The sequence below is a fragment of the Antrihabitans stalagmiti genome, from assembly GCF_016482825.1.
In the GTDB taxonomy this organism is placed as follows: domain Bacteria; phylum Actinomycetota; class Actinomycetes; order Mycobacteriales; family Mycobacteriaceae; genus Antrihabitans; species Antrihabitans stalagmiti.
This window is the reverse complement of record NZ_JAEMNV010000003.1, coordinates 556551-572055: the sequence shown is the minus strand read 5'-3', so window position 1 is coordinate 572055 and position 15505 is coordinate 556551. Positions and strand designations below refer to the sequence as shown.

Annotated in this window: 8 protein-coding genes; 6 read left to right on the top strand and 2 right to left on the bottom strand. The window is 65.2% G+C overall.

Going from position 1 to position 15505, the window contains the following annotated elements; all coding sequences use genetic code 11:
• The first annotated feature begins 251 nt into the window (after positions 1–251).
• The 5 genes from JGU71_RS11345 (at position 252) to JGU71_RS11325 (ending at position 8707) form a co-directional block, all read left to right on the top strand.
• Complete coding sequence (locus tag JGU71_RS11345; protein WP_199704228.1) at positions 252–2012, top strand: Hsp70 family protein; 1761 nt, start codon at positions 252–254, stop codon at positions 2010–2012.
• Between the two features lie 47 nt (positions 2013–2059).
• Entirely contained in the window at positions 2060–4570 is a 2511-nt protein-coding gene (locus JGU71_RS30395; RefSeq protein WP_199704227.1) for a LuxR C-terminal-related transcriptional regulator, read from the top strand.
• A 79-nt stretch (positions 4571–4649) separates the two neighbouring features.
• Positions 4650–5834: a hypothetical protein gene (locus JGU71_RS11335; protein WP_199704226.1), complete on the top strand. Its 1185-nt coding sequence runs from the start codon at positions 4650–4652 to the stop codon at positions 5832–5834.
• Between the two features lie 69 nt (positions 5835–5903).
• Positions 5904–7271, top strand: a complete 1368-nt coding sequence (locus tag JGU71_RS11330) for a S1 family peptidase (protein WP_199704225.1) — start codon at positions 5904–5906, stop codon at positions 7269–7271.
• A gap of 131 nt (positions 7272–7402) precedes the next feature.
• Positions 7403–8707: a S1 family peptidase gene (locus tag JGU71_RS11325; RefSeq protein ID WP_199704224.1), complete on the top strand. Its 1305-nt coding sequence runs from the start codon at positions 7403–7405 to the stop codon at positions 8705–8707.
• Between the two features lie 286 nt (positions 8708–8993).
• On the opposite strand, the gene JGU71_RS11320 is transcribed toward JGU71_RS11325, so the two are convergent.
• Positions 8994–9680 carry a DUF8020 domain-containing protein gene (locus tag JGU71_RS11320; protein ID WP_199704223.1) on the bottom strand — a complete coding sequence of 229 codons (687 nt, stop codon included), beginning with the start codon at positions 9678–9680 and terminating at the stop codon, positions 8994–8996.
• 425 nt (positions 9681–10105) lie between these two features.
• Between JGU71_RS11320 and JGU71_RS11315 the strand changes: the two genes are divergently transcribed.
• A complete protein-coding gene (locus tag JGU71_RS11315; RefSeq protein ID WP_199704222.1) occupies positions 10106–13477 on the top strand; it encodes a (Fe-S)-binding protein in 3372 nt (1123 codons plus the stop codon).
• 54 nt (positions 13478–13531) lie between these two features.
• Here JGU71_RS11315 and JGU71_RS11310 read toward each other — a convergent pair whose 3' ends face one another.
• A complete protein-coding gene (locus JGU71_RS11310) occupies positions 13532–15490 on the bottom strand; it encodes a prolyl oligopeptidase family serine peptidase (protein WP_199704221.1) in 1959 nt (652 codons plus the stop codon).
• Positions 15491–15505 lie beyond the last annotated feature (15 nt).

Genomic DNA, 15505 nt, shown 5'->3' with positions numbered 1-15505 from the left:
GTGCATGCATGCAACGTTATGGAGATCGGGCCGCGGCCCCAACGGGGTGAACCCCCGCACCTGTCTGGGGGTATCGGGTAGGGGCAAAACGACCATTAGGGGCTTTTCCCCTAACCAAGGCTCCCACCAGCCTCAACCGGGCCGAGTACCGTAACGGAATCGACGGCCGACGCGACAACGCCGGTGAGTCGCGCCCCTTACGGTCTATTCGATCGCGAGTCTCGCGACCCATATTCGAGGAGGAGAATCGCGTGGCAACAGGTCTCGGAATCGTGGTCGGATCGCAGAACTCCGTGGCTGCGGTCGATCCTGATGGATCGGGCGCGGCTGACGGCCGCGACTACGTCACGATCAGTCATCCGACGACGCTGCAGCTGTCTGCGGACGAAGCTCCGGTTCTCGGGGTCGTTCACACCTCGCCCGCACTCGGTCGGCATTCGAAGGACATCCTGCTCGACGGCTTCGTCGACCGCGTCGGCGATCCGATCGGCATTCTGGCCGACGACGGATCGATCTACGCAGGCGAGGACCTGACAGCGACTGCAATCGGTTGCCTCGTCGACGAAGCTGCGGCCGGACTCGCGGAATCGCCGACGATCGTCGCGACGTATCCGACATCGTGGGCGCACTACTCGGTCGATGCACTGCGTGATGCATTGGAGCGCGCAGGTTTCTCCGACGTGACACCAGTGCCGGAAGCAACGGCAGCGGTCCGCTGGCTGGACAATGCTCGCGGACCGCTGGCCGACGGCGCTGTCGTCGTCTACGACCTCGGCGGAACGACGCTCGACATCAGCGTCGTCCGCACCGGCGAGTCAGCGGGAATTCTCGGCAAGCCGATCAGGTCCGACGACATCTCCGGCGTGCAGTTCGACCACCTGACGATGCAGCACGTTCTCGCGAGCATGGGTGCGGCCGCCGCGGAGATCGATCCGTTCGATCCCGCTACCGAGGAAGCGCTCGGCGGATTGCGCACACGCTGTGCGCAAGCGAAGGTGTCGCTGTCGACCGACACCGATTCGACGGTCCACGTCGAGTTGCCCGGTCTGTCGCAGCAGGTCCGCCTGGTTCGCGACGAACTCGAAGACTTGCTCAGAACGCCTATCGCGACCTCGGTCGGGCTGGTTCGGGAAGCTGTTCGATCCGCAGGCCTCGATCTCACCGACATCAGCGCAGTGCTTCTCGTCGGCGGTGGTGCAGCAATACCCCTCGTTGCCGAACTCGTCTCGTCGGAACTCGGTTTGCCTGTCGTTGCGGGCCACCGACCCGAGCACACCAGTGCCATCGGTGCCGCCATGCTCGCCACCGACCTTGCCGCTGCATCCACAGCTCTCGCGGAGCCTGTCGCGTCGGCAGCTGTTGCCGTGCTACCACGGGCGGAGTTGGCGGTGGCTCCGATCGCAGCACCGGTTTCGCCGCCGAAAGTACTTCCGGCGCCGCGTGTTCCCGTTACCAACGAACCTGCGAAGACCGGTATCTCCCGAGCGAAGAAGCTCGCCTTCGTCGCGGCGGGAGCCGTAGCGATCACACTCCTTGCCGCGGGCGGGCTGTCCCTCGGAACCGGAGGCGGCTCGGAGCCGCAGCGTTCCGACACGCAAACGAGCGCGCCGGCAGTGCCCGCGGGTGTCGTCGCGTCCAGTGCTCCCGCCCCGTCGAGCAATCCCGAAGCGGCCGCACCGAGCGACGGATCCGCGCCGACAACTCAGGCAGGCGCAGCAAATCCCTCGGCCAGGCCGAATACGGGCAACGGCCCCACGTCGCAGGCACCCGCGGGCGGAGTCGCGCCGGCGCCGGAAGGGGGCTCGAATCCCGATCCCGTCCAGCCGCAGCAACCCGCACCGAATCCCGAACCACAACCCCAACCGCAGCAGCCAGCGCCCCAACCGCAACCGCAGGTGCCGTCACCGGGTGGTGAAACGACCACAACGCCTGGCACTACCGGAGGAATTCCGGGTCTGCCCAATCTGCCGACCCTTCCCGGTGTCAAGGTTCCGATCCTGCAGGGCAACTAGTGGGCGAGTCGTTGCCGAAAAGCGCTGTGCCGCAATCGAGAAACGCTGTGCCGCAGACCAACGACGTCTCTGCGGCAACACGAGAAATCCTTCGCGAAGTCGACGGCGGCGGACCGATTCGGCTGATGCTGCGCGGACAATCGGGAACCGGAAAGTCGGCGATGCTGGCCGCGGTTCGCGACCGCCTCCGCGCACGCGGTCTGTCGGTTTCGGCCGAGCCGTCGGCAGCACTGGGCGGTGCCGCCCTCGTCGTCGACGATCTGCACTCGCTCCCGACTGCAGACGTTGTTGCCGTCCGCACGCTCCTCGATGATTCACCTGCCGCGGTCGTCGTGGTCGCGACCGAGCCACGCGCACACGACACCGACCTACGAGCACTCGCAGCGACCTTCGCGCGGCGCGGTCGCGTCGTCGACATGCGATCGCTCTCCACTGCGGACATCGTCGGCCTCGGACGTAGCAGTGCCGTTACGGTCACCCCTGCGCAGGCGGCTCGAATTCGCGACCTCACCAACGGCATTTACGGTGCGGTAGTCGCAGCGCTCGGCGGTGGATCGCCCGAGGACTCGGTTGTCGGCTGGGTGTGCGCGAACCTGCGCGACCGAGACATTCAGTTTCTGTCGACTCTTGCGATGACGGCGACCGGCATCGGCCTCGACGTCACCGAGGTATCGGATGTCAACGGTATCGACGAGTCGAATGCCCTCACGCTGATCGATCGCGTTCGGGCGTCAGCACTTGTGACCGACCCCGACCTGCTGCTGCCGATCGCCGCGCAACCGCTGCGGACCCTGCTCGGGGACCATCGTTTTCTCGATGTGCAACAACGTGTCCTCACCGCAAGACTCGACCGCGGCGTACTGCGCATCCATACCGCGACCAAGCTCGCCGAGATCGGTCTGCGGGATGCACGCCTGGCCGAATATCTGTGCAACGCAGCAGAATCTGCCGATCCCGCCGTGGCGGCGCAGCTCTACTCGGCCGCTGTGCAAGCGGGAATCGATCCACGCAGCGTCGAGGTGAAGCGCTGCGAGGCGGCAGCACGCAGCGGCGACAGTCGGACGGCTGCGGACATAGCGGAATCGATCCTTGCCCGTGCGGACGACCCCGATTGCGCAAGCAGCACAGCCGAACTCGGTGCGGCGGTCCGCGTGCTCGCCGGCGTCTGGGCCGATCGGGGCACACTCGTCCGCAGTGCCGAACTCTACGAATGGCTCGGCACCGACCGCGTAGGCAACGACGGCGGCAGCGCTGCTGCTGTCATGCTGGTGGCCGGACGGCCAGAGGCAGCAGCCGCCATGAAGTCCGCGAAACCAGCAGGACCGCCGACCGACCTCGCCGCAGGCATCACGATGGTCGGAGACGCTCTCGCGCAATCGATGTCGGGCTCGGGGCAAGCTGCAGTGAACACCCTCGCGCGGTCGCTTTCGCTGTTCGACCGCGCGGAAGCGGTTGCGCTACTGCCGATATCGCCCGCTGCCGCAGCGGTGCAACTGAGCTTGCACTGCGGCGACCTGGCTCGGGCCGACGCACTGCTCGACCGCGTCGACGAGAAGGTTCGGCCCGGCACCCGAATGTGGCACCAGCATCGACTGCTCTCGGCATGGACAGCCATGCTCGGCGGGGACGAGGACCGTGCTCGTTCCATCGTCGAAAGCCTCGCGGCGGACGATCTTGGCAACCGCGACCTACTGCTCGACCGTGCGATCCGAGTCGGCCTTGCGCGTCGCAGCGGCGATCACGGCGCGTTGGTTCGGGCGTGGGAGGCCTCGCATCGGGTCATCGACGAGATCACCGTCGACGTCTTCTCGCTCCTTGCCCTCGGGGAACTGTGGCTTGCCGCCGTTCGGATCGGCGACGTCACCCGCGTCGCGCATCTGATCTCCGAGGCCGACGAATTGCTGAGGCGACTCGGCGAGCCTGCGGCATGGTCCAACACCTTCCACTGGTACGGCGTGCAGGCTGCCCTCCTGTCGGAAGACCCTCCCGCCCTCGTGCCACATGCCCTCGCACTGAAACGAGCTGCCGAGTCGGCCGCTGCGCCCGATACCTATGCCGCCGCACTCGCCGCGGCCGGGTCCACCTGGTTGCGGGTGCTTCGTCAAGAAGCCCAGCTCGACGACATCGAAAAGTCTGCACGGATTCTCGGCTCGATCGGTCTGCCGTGGGACGGTGCCCGCTTGGCCAGCGAAGCTGCCTTGCGTGCCGCCGACACCGAAACAGCGACGGCCCTGCTGCAGGTCGCTCGATCGTTGCGGCAACCACCTCGACGTTCCGAACGCGGAGCGAGCACACCCCAACAACTTCCGACTGCAACACCCCGCCAGGCCATCGTGACGAACGGCCCGCTGTCGGACCGAGAATGCGAGGTCGCGGACCTGTTGGTGCTCGGTCTCACATATCGCGAGGTCGGTTCGCGGCTGTACATTTCCGCGAAGACAGTCGAGCATCATGTAGCGCGAATTCGACGGAGACTCGGTGCAGGTTCTCGCTCGGAGTTGCTGTCGATGCTGCGCGCGATGGGCCACGGCCGAGGTGATCGGGCGCAGCTTGTGTAACCGACCGGGTCCGAGTCACGACATAACATCGGACACGGACAGACGAGACACGGACAGCAAGACACAATCGAGGTAGGAAATGGCGACAGGGCTTGGCCTTCGGATAGGCACGTTCGAGAGCGTCGCGGCGATCGTGACCACGGACAACGACGCCGAACCCACCTACATCGTCCGCGAATCCGTCCTGCACATGACCGCCGACGGCGACACCCGACTCGGTGACACAGCACCCGCGGGCACAACCCACTCCGTATCGAACTTCTTGGCGCGAGTCGGCGATCCCAACGGCATCACCAGCGAGAACGGTGAGCGCTACCGCGCAGAGGACCTTGTCGCGACGGCGATGTTCTGCCTGATCAACATGGCATCACCGCAGCTGAGCGCGCCGACCGAGATCTTCGCCGCCTACCCCGCGCAGTGGACCGCCGAAGCTGTCGACGCCCTTCGCGACGCCCTCGACTATCTGGGCCTCAAGTCCGTTCATGTCATGTCGGAAGCCGAGACAGCCGTCGTCGCAGGCGAAGAACCCGCACACGGAGCCGCGCTGTCGGCGCTCGCTGCCGCATCGGGAGGGCCCGCAACGCAGCCGTCTCCCGTCGTCGCAGCGATCGACGACCCCGCAACCGAAGAGATGGTGATTGCTCCTCTCTCGACCGCTACCGGCACCGGACCGGTGGTGACCGCGCTCGCCTACTCGGCGCTTCCGCAGCCGCCGGAGCCGATCCCCGTCGTCGAGCCGACGGCCGCAGAAGCTGCCGCCGCACGGCGTCGCCGTCGTATGCCCGTCCTGGTCGCCGCGGGCTTTGCCGCGGTGCTGGCCGTCGGCACCGGAATCGGAGCCGTACTACTGCAGAACACGAGCGACACCGCCGTCCCCGTCATTCAGAACGCGGAGAGCAGCCCGACTACGACGAACGCGCCGATCGCGCCCGAGCAGATCGCATTCCCGCCCGCGTCGTCCGTTGCGCCCGCACCTGCTCCTGCGCCCGCAATCGCGCCGGTCGTCGAGGCAGCACCCCCACCGCCGGTCGCGCCGCCGCCGCCCGTAGAGCCACCTGTGACCGAACCGCCCGTCACCGAACCTCCGGTTACCGAACCGCCTGTCACAGAGCCGCCCGTGACCGAGCCGCCGACCACGGAACCGACGCCGACCCAGCCTCCCGTCACCGAGCAGCCGAACGGACGCAATCGGTACGGATTCCCGGAATTCGAGATCGATCCCTATCTGCCGGACCTATTGCCGCAGGTGGAACGCCCCCGCTAAGCCACAGTGAGGGGAATCACGCAGTTGTGCCCTAAGGTGAGGCGCTGATACTGCTGGCGAAGGGATTTCATGCGTAAGTTGGTGGCGCTCCGCGCTTCCGTGGTCGGGTCCACGGCGATGCTGCTCCTCATTCCCTTCTCTTCCTCGAATTTCATCACTTCAGTTGCCGGCGCAGATCCGGCTCCGAGCGCCAGCCCGGCACAATTGGCGGTCGATCAGCTGCCTGGCGAGCTTGTCGAAGCGATCGGTCGCGACCTCAAGATCAGCCCAGCCGAGTATTTGAATCGTGCAGCCAAGGCACAGGAGTTGGGCACGTATGCCCGCGAATTCCGTGCCGAACGCCCCGAGTCGTTCGCCGGGGCCTGGATGGGTCAGGACGGACATCCGATCGTCGCGGTGACGTCCAACGAAGCAGCCCAGATCGCTGCGCGGGCCGGCTACCAGACGCGGATCGCGCCGATCTCGGCCGACGGTCTCGAACGCTCCCTCGCCGAGCTGAACCGCTGGATCTCCGCGATGCCCCGCGAGGCCGCGACGTCGGTGAACTCGATCGCAATCGACGTGCTCAACAGCCAACTCGTCGTCGACATCGCCAACAGCCCAGCGGGACACATGCTCAATCTCCCGACGTTGCTCGCCAACGTCAAGGTGATCCTGTCCCCCGGTGGCGGCGGTGCGAACGAGCGGACACCGATGGGCGGCGACACCTACGTCACCGCGAGGCAGGCGCTGAAGGACACTCCGATGGCAGAAATCGGCGTCTGCTCGTTCGGGTTCAACGCGAGTGACGCTGCAGGACGCGCAATCAATGTCACTGCGGGACACTGCGATCCGAACGCACAGGGTGGCGGCGTCAACGCACCGGTCTTCGTTCCAGATCCGCGCGACCTCGACAAGAGCCCCGAGGCAGGCATGTTCACGCACTCCACCCTCGGCGATCCGGCCACCGGCCTCGACTACGCGCTGATCGAGCTGAACAGCCGCGCAGTCCGCAACGGTCTCGATCGGCCGACAGTCCGTGGCGCAGGCGGAACGACGTTGACGATCACCGGTACGGCTGCTCCCGTCGTCGGTGCCCCAGTGTGCAAATCGGGTCAGACGTCGACGTTCACCTGCGGCGTCGTCGCGGCGGATCGCGTCGAAACGCAGCTGTTCACCGAAGACGGAACCAGCCGCCTCGTTCGCGGATTCGCAAGCACCGCATGCACTCTCGCTGGTGACAGCGGTGGCGCCATCGTCACAGGCACCCTTGCACTCGGCATCACGAGCGGATCGAACGCAAGCACGGCGCCCAACTGCGTCGAGGCCAACCTGGTGTTGGCACCCGACGGCGGCACCGCGAGCCTCGGAATCCCGATCCGCGAGATCATCGCAAATGCCAATTCGACCGGTTCCGCGTCCGGACTCGTGATTCGGACCAGCCAAAGTCCCGCCTAGGCGGCTCCCAGCTTTCACTCGATCGATATGTCCCGGTCGCGCGGACAACTGTGATTCGCGCTACCGAGGCCATATAGTCACTGGGACAATTCGTCCGGGCAGCATCGGTTGCCCGCAGCAGAGAGGCCCCCATGCGACTTACGACCGCACGCCGGGCAGCAGTGTTCGGCTCGGCCGCACTGCTGCTACTCGGACCGACAGTCGCCATTGCTCAGGCCGATCCGGCCCCCGCGCCGGCTCCGCTTCCGGTCGAGCTGTCCGACGCAATCGCACGTGACTTGAAACTCACCGCCGACGAATATCTGCAGCGCGCCGACCTCGCGCAGCAACTCGCAGGCTTCGCCGCAACCGCGCGTACCCAGTTTCCCGCGGCCTTCGCCGGTTCGTGGCTGAACGAAGCAGGGCAGGCCGTCGTCGCACTCGCCGATGCTCCCGACCTCGAGGCCGCGCGGACCGCTGCCGAAAGCGCCGGATTCGTCGTCAAACCAGTTGCGAAGAGCGAGTCGAGCCTCAATGCCGAGAAGCAGTCGTTCGACGCGTGGCTGGCCACTCAGCCGGTCCAAATCGCAAGCCTGGTGCGCGCGGTCGCGATCGATATCGTCAACAACGCTCTCGCGGTCCGCATCGACGCCACCGCAGGCGGCCTGACTCTGCCCGGCTTCCTCGACGCGGTGCGAGTAGTACTCATGCCGCCCGTTCAAGGCGCTGAGCCGGTTGTGCCCGCTGCCGACCCCATCGCGGGCGAATTGGCTCCGAACGCACTCCAAGGCGGCGATCCCTACGCCTCGATCAGTACCGAATCGTCGCTGCGTTGCTCGTTGGGCTTCAACGGGTCCGACAGTGCGGGCAACGTGGTCAACGTTTCGGCCGGCCACTGCGATCCGAACCTTGCAGCAGCAGGCACCCCCGACGCGTCTGCAGTGCACGAGCTGAGGGCCCTCGATGTGCTCGGTCCGCAGATCGGCACGTTCCAGAAGACCAGCCTCGACAATCACGACTACTCGATCATCCGGATCGCCAACGACGCGAAGTCGCGCTTCGACAACAACGGCGTTCGGGTACCCGGTCGGGCGCCCCTGACGATCACCGGCATCGCCGAACCCGTTGTCGGCGCGCCGGTCTGCAAAGCCGGTGCACGCACGGGCTTCAGTTGCGGCGTCGTCAATGCCGTCGCACAGTCCGTTGCAGTCGGCGACCGCAACTTGAACGACAGCTTCTCGGCGAACATCTGCGCGCTGCCGGGCGACAGCGGCGGCGCCGTCGTCACCGGAACGTTGGCACTCGGCATTTCGAGTGCATCGACCGTCGCCGAATATCCGTTCTGCGAGATCCCCAACCTGATCGGACCGTTCATCGGAAACGAGCCGCAACTGTTCTCGACTCCCGTGAGCGTCGTGCTCGCTGAGAACCCCGGCTTGACGATCCGCACCTCGTAATACCCCTGACGTACCAAAACCCGCTCCTGGATCACAGGGGCGGGTTTTTGCATGGCCGGGGAGCGAGGCGTCGGGACGCCGGCACGAGCTGTCAACAAGCTCGGGTCGAGTTAGATGATGCGTCAGGGTGCGGCAATTTGGGTCAGGGTGCACACAACTGGACGCACACCGACCCGATTGGCTGCACGCTGTTGGAGTTCGAAACCATGTACCCCGCCCCTCGAACGCAAAGAACCCGCCACACCGTGACGGGTTCTTTGCGTTCGGGCTGGAAGAACGCTGCGTACTACCTCGTGCCGCCGACGCCAGGCTCGACGTAGTTCCACTTGGTCGTGCCGGGAGGAGCAGTAAGAGTGCCGATCAGATCGATACCCGCAACCACCAGCGCGGGGCCTCCGACGATGATCGTGCCGATGACTGCGCCGACGCCTGCACCCGTCGCAATGCCTGGGAGGCACAGCAGAATCGTTGCGCAACCTGCGATGCCGCCGAGGATGCCGCCGATGATTGCGCCGCCGGCAGTTCCGACAAATCCACCGATTGCAGTTGCAATACCGAACTGCGTCGCGAAGGTTTCCATCGCACGCTGGTTTTCGATCGGAGACGCGACCGGCTGAACGAACAGCGGCTTCGTCGATGCGATCGGTGCTGCCGGAGTCAGTTCGAGGACCTTGCCATCGTTCTTGACCGCAGCGTTGAGGGGGATGGCGATCTGGTCGAGATTGACCGCCAGCGGCAACGTCACAACGGCATTGCCATTCATGTCGTTGACGGTGACCGTCTTCGAGTCGCTAGCGACCTTGAAGACACCGGCGTCGAGAGTCGTTACGACTGCCTTGTCGACCAGCTTGGTTTCGTACGTGATGTTGCTCGGAGCTGGCTCCGATGCGGGGTCGGCATACGACGTCCCCGAGGCAAGGCCCATTGCGGCAATGACGAACACCGCTGTCCCGGCGATCTTGCGCAGCTTCATTCTGTTCCTACTCTCTAACTTCGGTGACCGCTGGGTCCATCCTCAAGCACTAGAGACCTCTTGATCTCGTGCCCCAATAGGATTCTTAGCCCACCCCGAGCTTTAAGTGAGGGAGGACACAGCGGACAGGTCGATGAGAGCGTAGCCGAACCGTGACCGAATCGCTATCTCGGCAACAGTTTCCATTTTCGACTAAGCCTGACCTTTGCTGAACCAGCGTTTTCGCACCGCATAGCGTGTATTTCGATCGAGCATGGAAATTGTTCGTCGGCGCGTCGTGCTCCAAACCGCAACTGTACGAATAACGACAGGGTAATTGGTTATCGCGAGGTAAACCTCGCAAGTTACCGGCGAGTAACATACGGTTGTACGATGATCGGCAGAACCAGGGTGTTGCTGAGCAGCACCGAGAGAAAGGTCGCGACATGAATGCCCTCACGATCACGTTGGGCACGACTGGTGCTGTTCTCAGTCTTTTGTGCTGGGCGTCCTTCCTGAGCGGTGCGTGGACGCAGTTCCGCACGATCACGATCGGACAACCCGCGCCGGACCGCTGGCGTCCGTTCATCCCACGCTTTCGGCAGATGGTCGTCGAGTTCCTCGCGCACACCAGAATGGTCAAGTTCCGTACGGTCGGCTGGGCCCACTGGCTGGTGATGATCGGCTTCATGGCCGGCGCGGTGTTCTGGTTCGAGGCATACGGCCAGACGTTCAATCCGGCGTTCCACTGGCCGATCGTCGGCAACTGGGCGATCTACCACCTGATGGACGAGCTCTTGGGCATCGGCACCGTCGTCGGCATCCTGACGTTGATCATCATCCGTCAGTTGAACCACCCGCGGTTGCCCGAGCGGCTCTCACGTTTCAGCGGATCCAAGTTCGGTGCCGCCTACTTCGTCGAGTGGGTTGTGCTCATCGAGGGTCTCGGCATGATCTTCGTGAAGGCCGGCAAGATCGCCACCTACGGCCACTCGAACCCGTGGACCGACTTCTTCACACTCAACGTCGCGAAGCTGCTTCCCGAAAGCGTCGAGATGGTGTCGGTCTTCGCATTCATCAAACTGATGTCCGGCATGGTCTGGCTCTACATGGTCGGCCGCAACATCACGTGGGGCGTTGCCTGGCACCGCTTCTCGGCGTTCCCCAACATCTACTTCAAGCGTGAAGCCGACGGCGGCGTCGCACTCGGTGCTGCAAAGCCGATGATGTCCGGCGGCAAGATCCTGAACATGGAGGACGCCGACCCCGACGTCGACGCGTTCGGTGCGGGCAAGGTCGAAGACTTCAGCTGGAAAGGCTGGCTCGACTTCACCACGTGTACCGAATGTGGTCGCTGCCAGTCGCAGTGCCCTGCATGGAACACCGGTAAGCCGCTGAGTCCGAAGCTGCTGATCATGTCGCTGCGCGACCACGGTTACGCCAAGGCTCCCTATCTACTCGCCGGTGGCCGCAAGGACATGGGTGGCGACGAGGTCGGCCTGGTCGACAGCGACGGCAAGCCCGACGAGGCTGCGCTGGCGAAAATCTCCGAAGCTGCTCGCGCAGAAGCCGATCGCCCGCTCGTCGGTGACGCCGATGTACTCGGCATCATCGATCCCGAAGTCCTGTGGAGCTGCACCACCTGCGGCGCGTGCGTCGAGCAGTGCCCGGTCGACATCGAGCACGTCGACCACATCATCGACATGCGTCGCTACCAGGTGCTCATCGAATCGGAGTTCCCGTCCGAGCTCGCCGGTCTGTTCAAGAATCTCGAGAACAAGGGCAACCCCTGGGGTCAGAACTCCAAGGACCGGCTCAACTGGATCAACGAGATGGACTTCGACATTCCGGTCTACGGCCAGGATGCGGACAGCTTCGAAGACTTCGAATACCTGTTCTGGGTCGGTTGCGCGGGCGCCTACGAGGACCGTGCGAAGAAGACGACCAAAGCCGTCGCCGAATTGCTTGCGACTGCAGGCGTCAAATTTATGGTGCTCGGCGCCGAAGAGACCTGCACCGGCGACTCCGCACGCCGCGCCGGCAACGAATTTTTGTTCCAGCAGCTCGCAACACAGAACGTCGAACTGCTCAACACCGTTTTCGAAGGGGTCGAAGCCCACAAGCGCAAGATCGTCGTCACCTGCGCGCACTGCTTCAACGCTCTCGGCAACGAGTACCCGGAGGTCGGCGGCGCGTACGAGGTCGTGCACCACACGCAGCTGTTGAACAGGCTCGTCAGGGCCAAGAAGCTCATCCCTGTCTCCCCCGTCGGCGACGACGTCACCTACCACGACCCCTGCTACCTGGGCCGACACAACAAGGTCTACGACGCACCACGCGAACTGATGGCTGCGGCGGGCTCGAATCTGCGGGAAATGCCACGGCACGGCGAGCGGTCGATGTGCTGTGGCGCAGGCGGTGCTCGCATGTGGATGGAAGAGAAGATCGGTAAGCGGATCAACGTCGACCGCGTCGACGAAGCCCTCAGCACCGCACCGTCCAAGATTGCAACGGGTTGCCCGTTCTGCCGCGTGATGTTGACGGACGGCGTCACGGCCAGGCAGGAAGAGGGCAAGGGTGTCGGCGTCGAGGTCGTCGACGTGGCGCAGCTGATGCTCGGCTCGATCAAGCGACTCGACGCTGCCGAACTCGGCGAGAACATCAAGGTCGTGCCACGGGAGAAAGTCGCCGCAGCCGGTGGACCGAAAGCCGCAGAGGCGACAGCCGCGGTCAAGGAAGCCGAACGCGTCGAAGAGGTCGAGGAGGCGATCCCCGCGCCGACCCCGATCACCTCGGCACCGGCCAAGGGCCTCGCGATGAAGGGGCTCGCCAAAGCACCAGGCGCGAAAGCACCGGGAGCAAAGGCACCCGGCAAGCCTGCCGCAGCAGCGGAACCGGCCGACAGCGACAGCACCGAGGCGCCGAAGCCGAAGGGCCTCGCGATGAAGGGGCTCGCCAAGGCGCCGGGCGCGAAAGCACCGGGAGCGAAGGCGCCGGGAGCGAAGGCGCCGGGCAAGCCCGCGGCAGCGGCACCGGAGGCACCAGCCGAAGCCGAGGCCGCGGCCGAAGCTCCAAAGCCCAAGGGTCTCGGACTCGCCACTGGCGCAAAGGCTCCCGGCAAGGGTCTGCAGATGAAGGGCGCAGCCAAGGCACCCGGTGCGAAGGCTCCGGCTGCTACTCCTGCTGCACCCGAGCCTGAGGCAAGCGCTGCACCCGCCGACGCCCCAACGGCAGCAGCGGAAGCGCCTGCAGCCGAGTCGATGCCGACGGTCAAGCCGAAGGGTCTGGCGGTCAAGTCCGGTTTCAAGAAGCCGGGCGCGAAAGCTGCTGCACCGGCTCCCGCTGCCGAGGCACCGGCGGCACCAGCCGCACAGCCCGAACCCGCTGCAGCAGTAGCCGAATCGGCCCCGGCCGAAGCAGCGTCGACCGAAGCAGCACCGACTGAAGCCGCAGCACCCGCGGCCGAGTCGATGCCGACCGTCAAGCCGAAGGGTCTCGCCGTCAAGTCGGGCTTCAAGAAGCCGGGCGCCAGAGCTGGCGCACCGGCCGCCACACCTGCGCCCGAACCTGAGGCTGTCGCCGAGGAGAAGGCACCGGCGGCGCCCGAACCCGTTGCGGCCGAGCCGGAACCAGCCGCGGTCGAAGCCTCGGCTCCGAACGAAGGCACAGCGACCGAGCCGGAGACGGCTACCGAAGCCGAGGTTGCAGCCACCGAGACCGCAAAGCCCTCCAACGGCAACTCTGCGCCACCTCCGGCAGCAAAGCCGGGTGGCCTCGGATTCCGTCCGGGCGCAAAGGCACCCGGCCGCAAGAGCTGATGCAGATTGTGCGCGGTTGAGGGGTCTATGAACCCTTCAACCGCGCACAGCTGTCTAGACCTCCGGTGGCACCCACAGCTTCAGCGGCGGGATACCGGGCGTCTCGAAACCGAGGACCTGGCCGTAGAACGACAACTCCGCTTCACGGGAACTGATCTGGTTGGCCAACTTTCGCAGGCCGTGGGCTTCGCCAGGGTAGGCGAGATAGGCGTGCGGAATGCCTTTGCGCACCATCGCATCACGAAAGCGTTCGGCCTGCGATGGCGGAACGATCGGGTCGGACAGCCCCTGCAGTAACAGCACCGGGCAACTCAGCTTGTGGACGTTGTTGACGGGCGCGCGGGTGCGGTAGAGCTCGACGGCTTGCGGCAACGGGCCGATCAGTCCGTCGAGGTAACGAGACTCGAAGTCGTGGGTCTCGGCGGCGAACCGCTCCAACTCTGCGACACCGTAATACGAAGCACCACAGGCGAAAACATCGCTGCCCGTCAGCGCCGACAACACCGTCCAGCCACCTGCCGACCCGCCCTCGATCGCCAACCGAGCAGGATCTGCGAGACCCGCGTCGACAAGACCGCGGACCGCGGCGATCGTGTCCTCGACATCGACGACACCCCATTGCCCGCGCAGCCGATTGCGGTACTCGCGACCGTAACCCGTCGAGCCGCCGTAGTTCACGTCGACAATTCCGATGCCGCGGCTGGTGAAGTACGCGTACACGAGGTTGATCGCCGGGACGACGTGAGCGGTCGGGCCGCCGTGCACGAACGCGACGTACGGCGGCAACTCGCCATCGGGTCCCGCGAAGTCGGGGTTGGTCGGCGGATAGACGACCGTATGGACGTCACGATTCGGTCCGTTGAACGTAATCTGCTGGGCTGCTGGAAGATACGCCGTATCGGGGAGCTGCTCTGCCGACATGCGGACGTCGCTCAGCTCGCGAGAGGTGAGGTCCAGAATGCGTAACCCGGTCGGTGTTCGCGCTCCGCCGCAACGCAGGAGCGCCTTGTCGCCGACCGTGTCGACCAGTTCCAGTACCGAGATGTCACCGAGGTCGAAGGTGTCGGACTCCCCTGTGTCGACGTCTCGGACGGACAGCGTATCGGTGCCGAAAGTATCTACTGTCAAACACTTTCCGTTGTCGAGAAGGCTGTACCAATGAGCGCCGAGCCGCCAGAGGGGGCCACCGGTGTCGCGCTCCACGGTCGCCACTGCGGTCGCCGAGCCCTCGAAAGCGTTGCTGCGATGAAGATTCCAGAATCCGGAACGGTCACTGAGGAAGAACAGTTCGTCGTCCGACACCCATTCCGGCTGCAGGATCGACTCCTCGACCCCTCCCGCGACGGTGCGCCAATCGGTGCAACGACCGTCCGCGTCGAGCGTTCCGCAGCGTAATTCTGTTCCATCCCATGGCATTTGCGGATGATCCCAGGCGATCCACGCAATCCGCGATCCGTTCGGCGACAACCGCGGGAAGGCGATGAAGTCGGATCCACCCACCACCGCCGTTATTCTGCTCGGATCGGCGCGACCCGAACCGTCGAGTGGAACAACACAGATGTCGCGCACGATGCGCTTGCCGTGTGTTTCGCGGACACACCACACCTTGTTTCCGTGTACGTGCAAGTCGCCGTAGCGGATCCCGCTCGCCACGTCGGGTCGCGGTGTCAGCGGCCGCGGCGATCTGGACGACCCGAACGGACCACCCAGCGCGTACACCCTTTGATCGCTGAACTCGACGAACACGACGGTTCCGTCCGCTGCCACCGTCCACGCGCCACCGCCGTACTCGTGGACCCGGGTCCGTGCGTTCCACGGCGCGGGCAAGACGTCGGTGGGGTCCTCGGCTGGTCCGGTGCGTATCGCTGACCGTCCGCCCTCGGCCGGGCGCATTTCCGACCAGTACACGCCGTCCCCGACGAAGCGCCCCGATTCGACAGGATGACCGCCTGCCGCGACGTCGGCAGCGGTGATGGGTGAGGGCCAAGAGCCGTACGGGACTGTGCGAACCATCCGCACAGCCTAGGC

Excerpts from the sequence above, each read along its gene's own strand:
- JGU71_RS11320 (WP_199704223.1), bottom strand. The coding sequence starts at position 9,680 with ATGAAGCTGCGCAAGATCGCCGGGACAGCGGTGTTCGTCATTGCCGCA.
- JGU71_RS11310 (WP_199704221.1), bottom strand. The coding sequence starts at position 15,490 with ATGGTTCGCACAGTCCCGTACGGCTCTTGGCCCTCACCCATCACCGCT.
- JGU71_RS11330 (WP_199704225.1), top strand. The coding sequence starts at position 5,904 with ATGCGTAAGTTGGTGGCGCTCCGCGCTTCCGTGGTCGGGTCCACGGCG.
- JGU71_RS11315 (WP_199704222.1), top strand. The coding sequence starts at position 10,106 with ATGAATGCCCTCACGATCACGTTGGGCACGACTGGTGCTGTTCTCAGT.
- JGU71_RS11325 (WP_199704224.1), top strand. The coding sequence starts at position 7,403 with ATGCGACTTACGACCGCACGCCGGGCAGCAGTGTTCGGCTCGGCCGCA.
- JGU71_RS11335 (WP_199704226.1), top strand. The coding sequence starts at position 4,650 with ATGGCGACAGGGCTTGGCCTTCGGATAGGCACGTTCGAGAGCGTCGCG.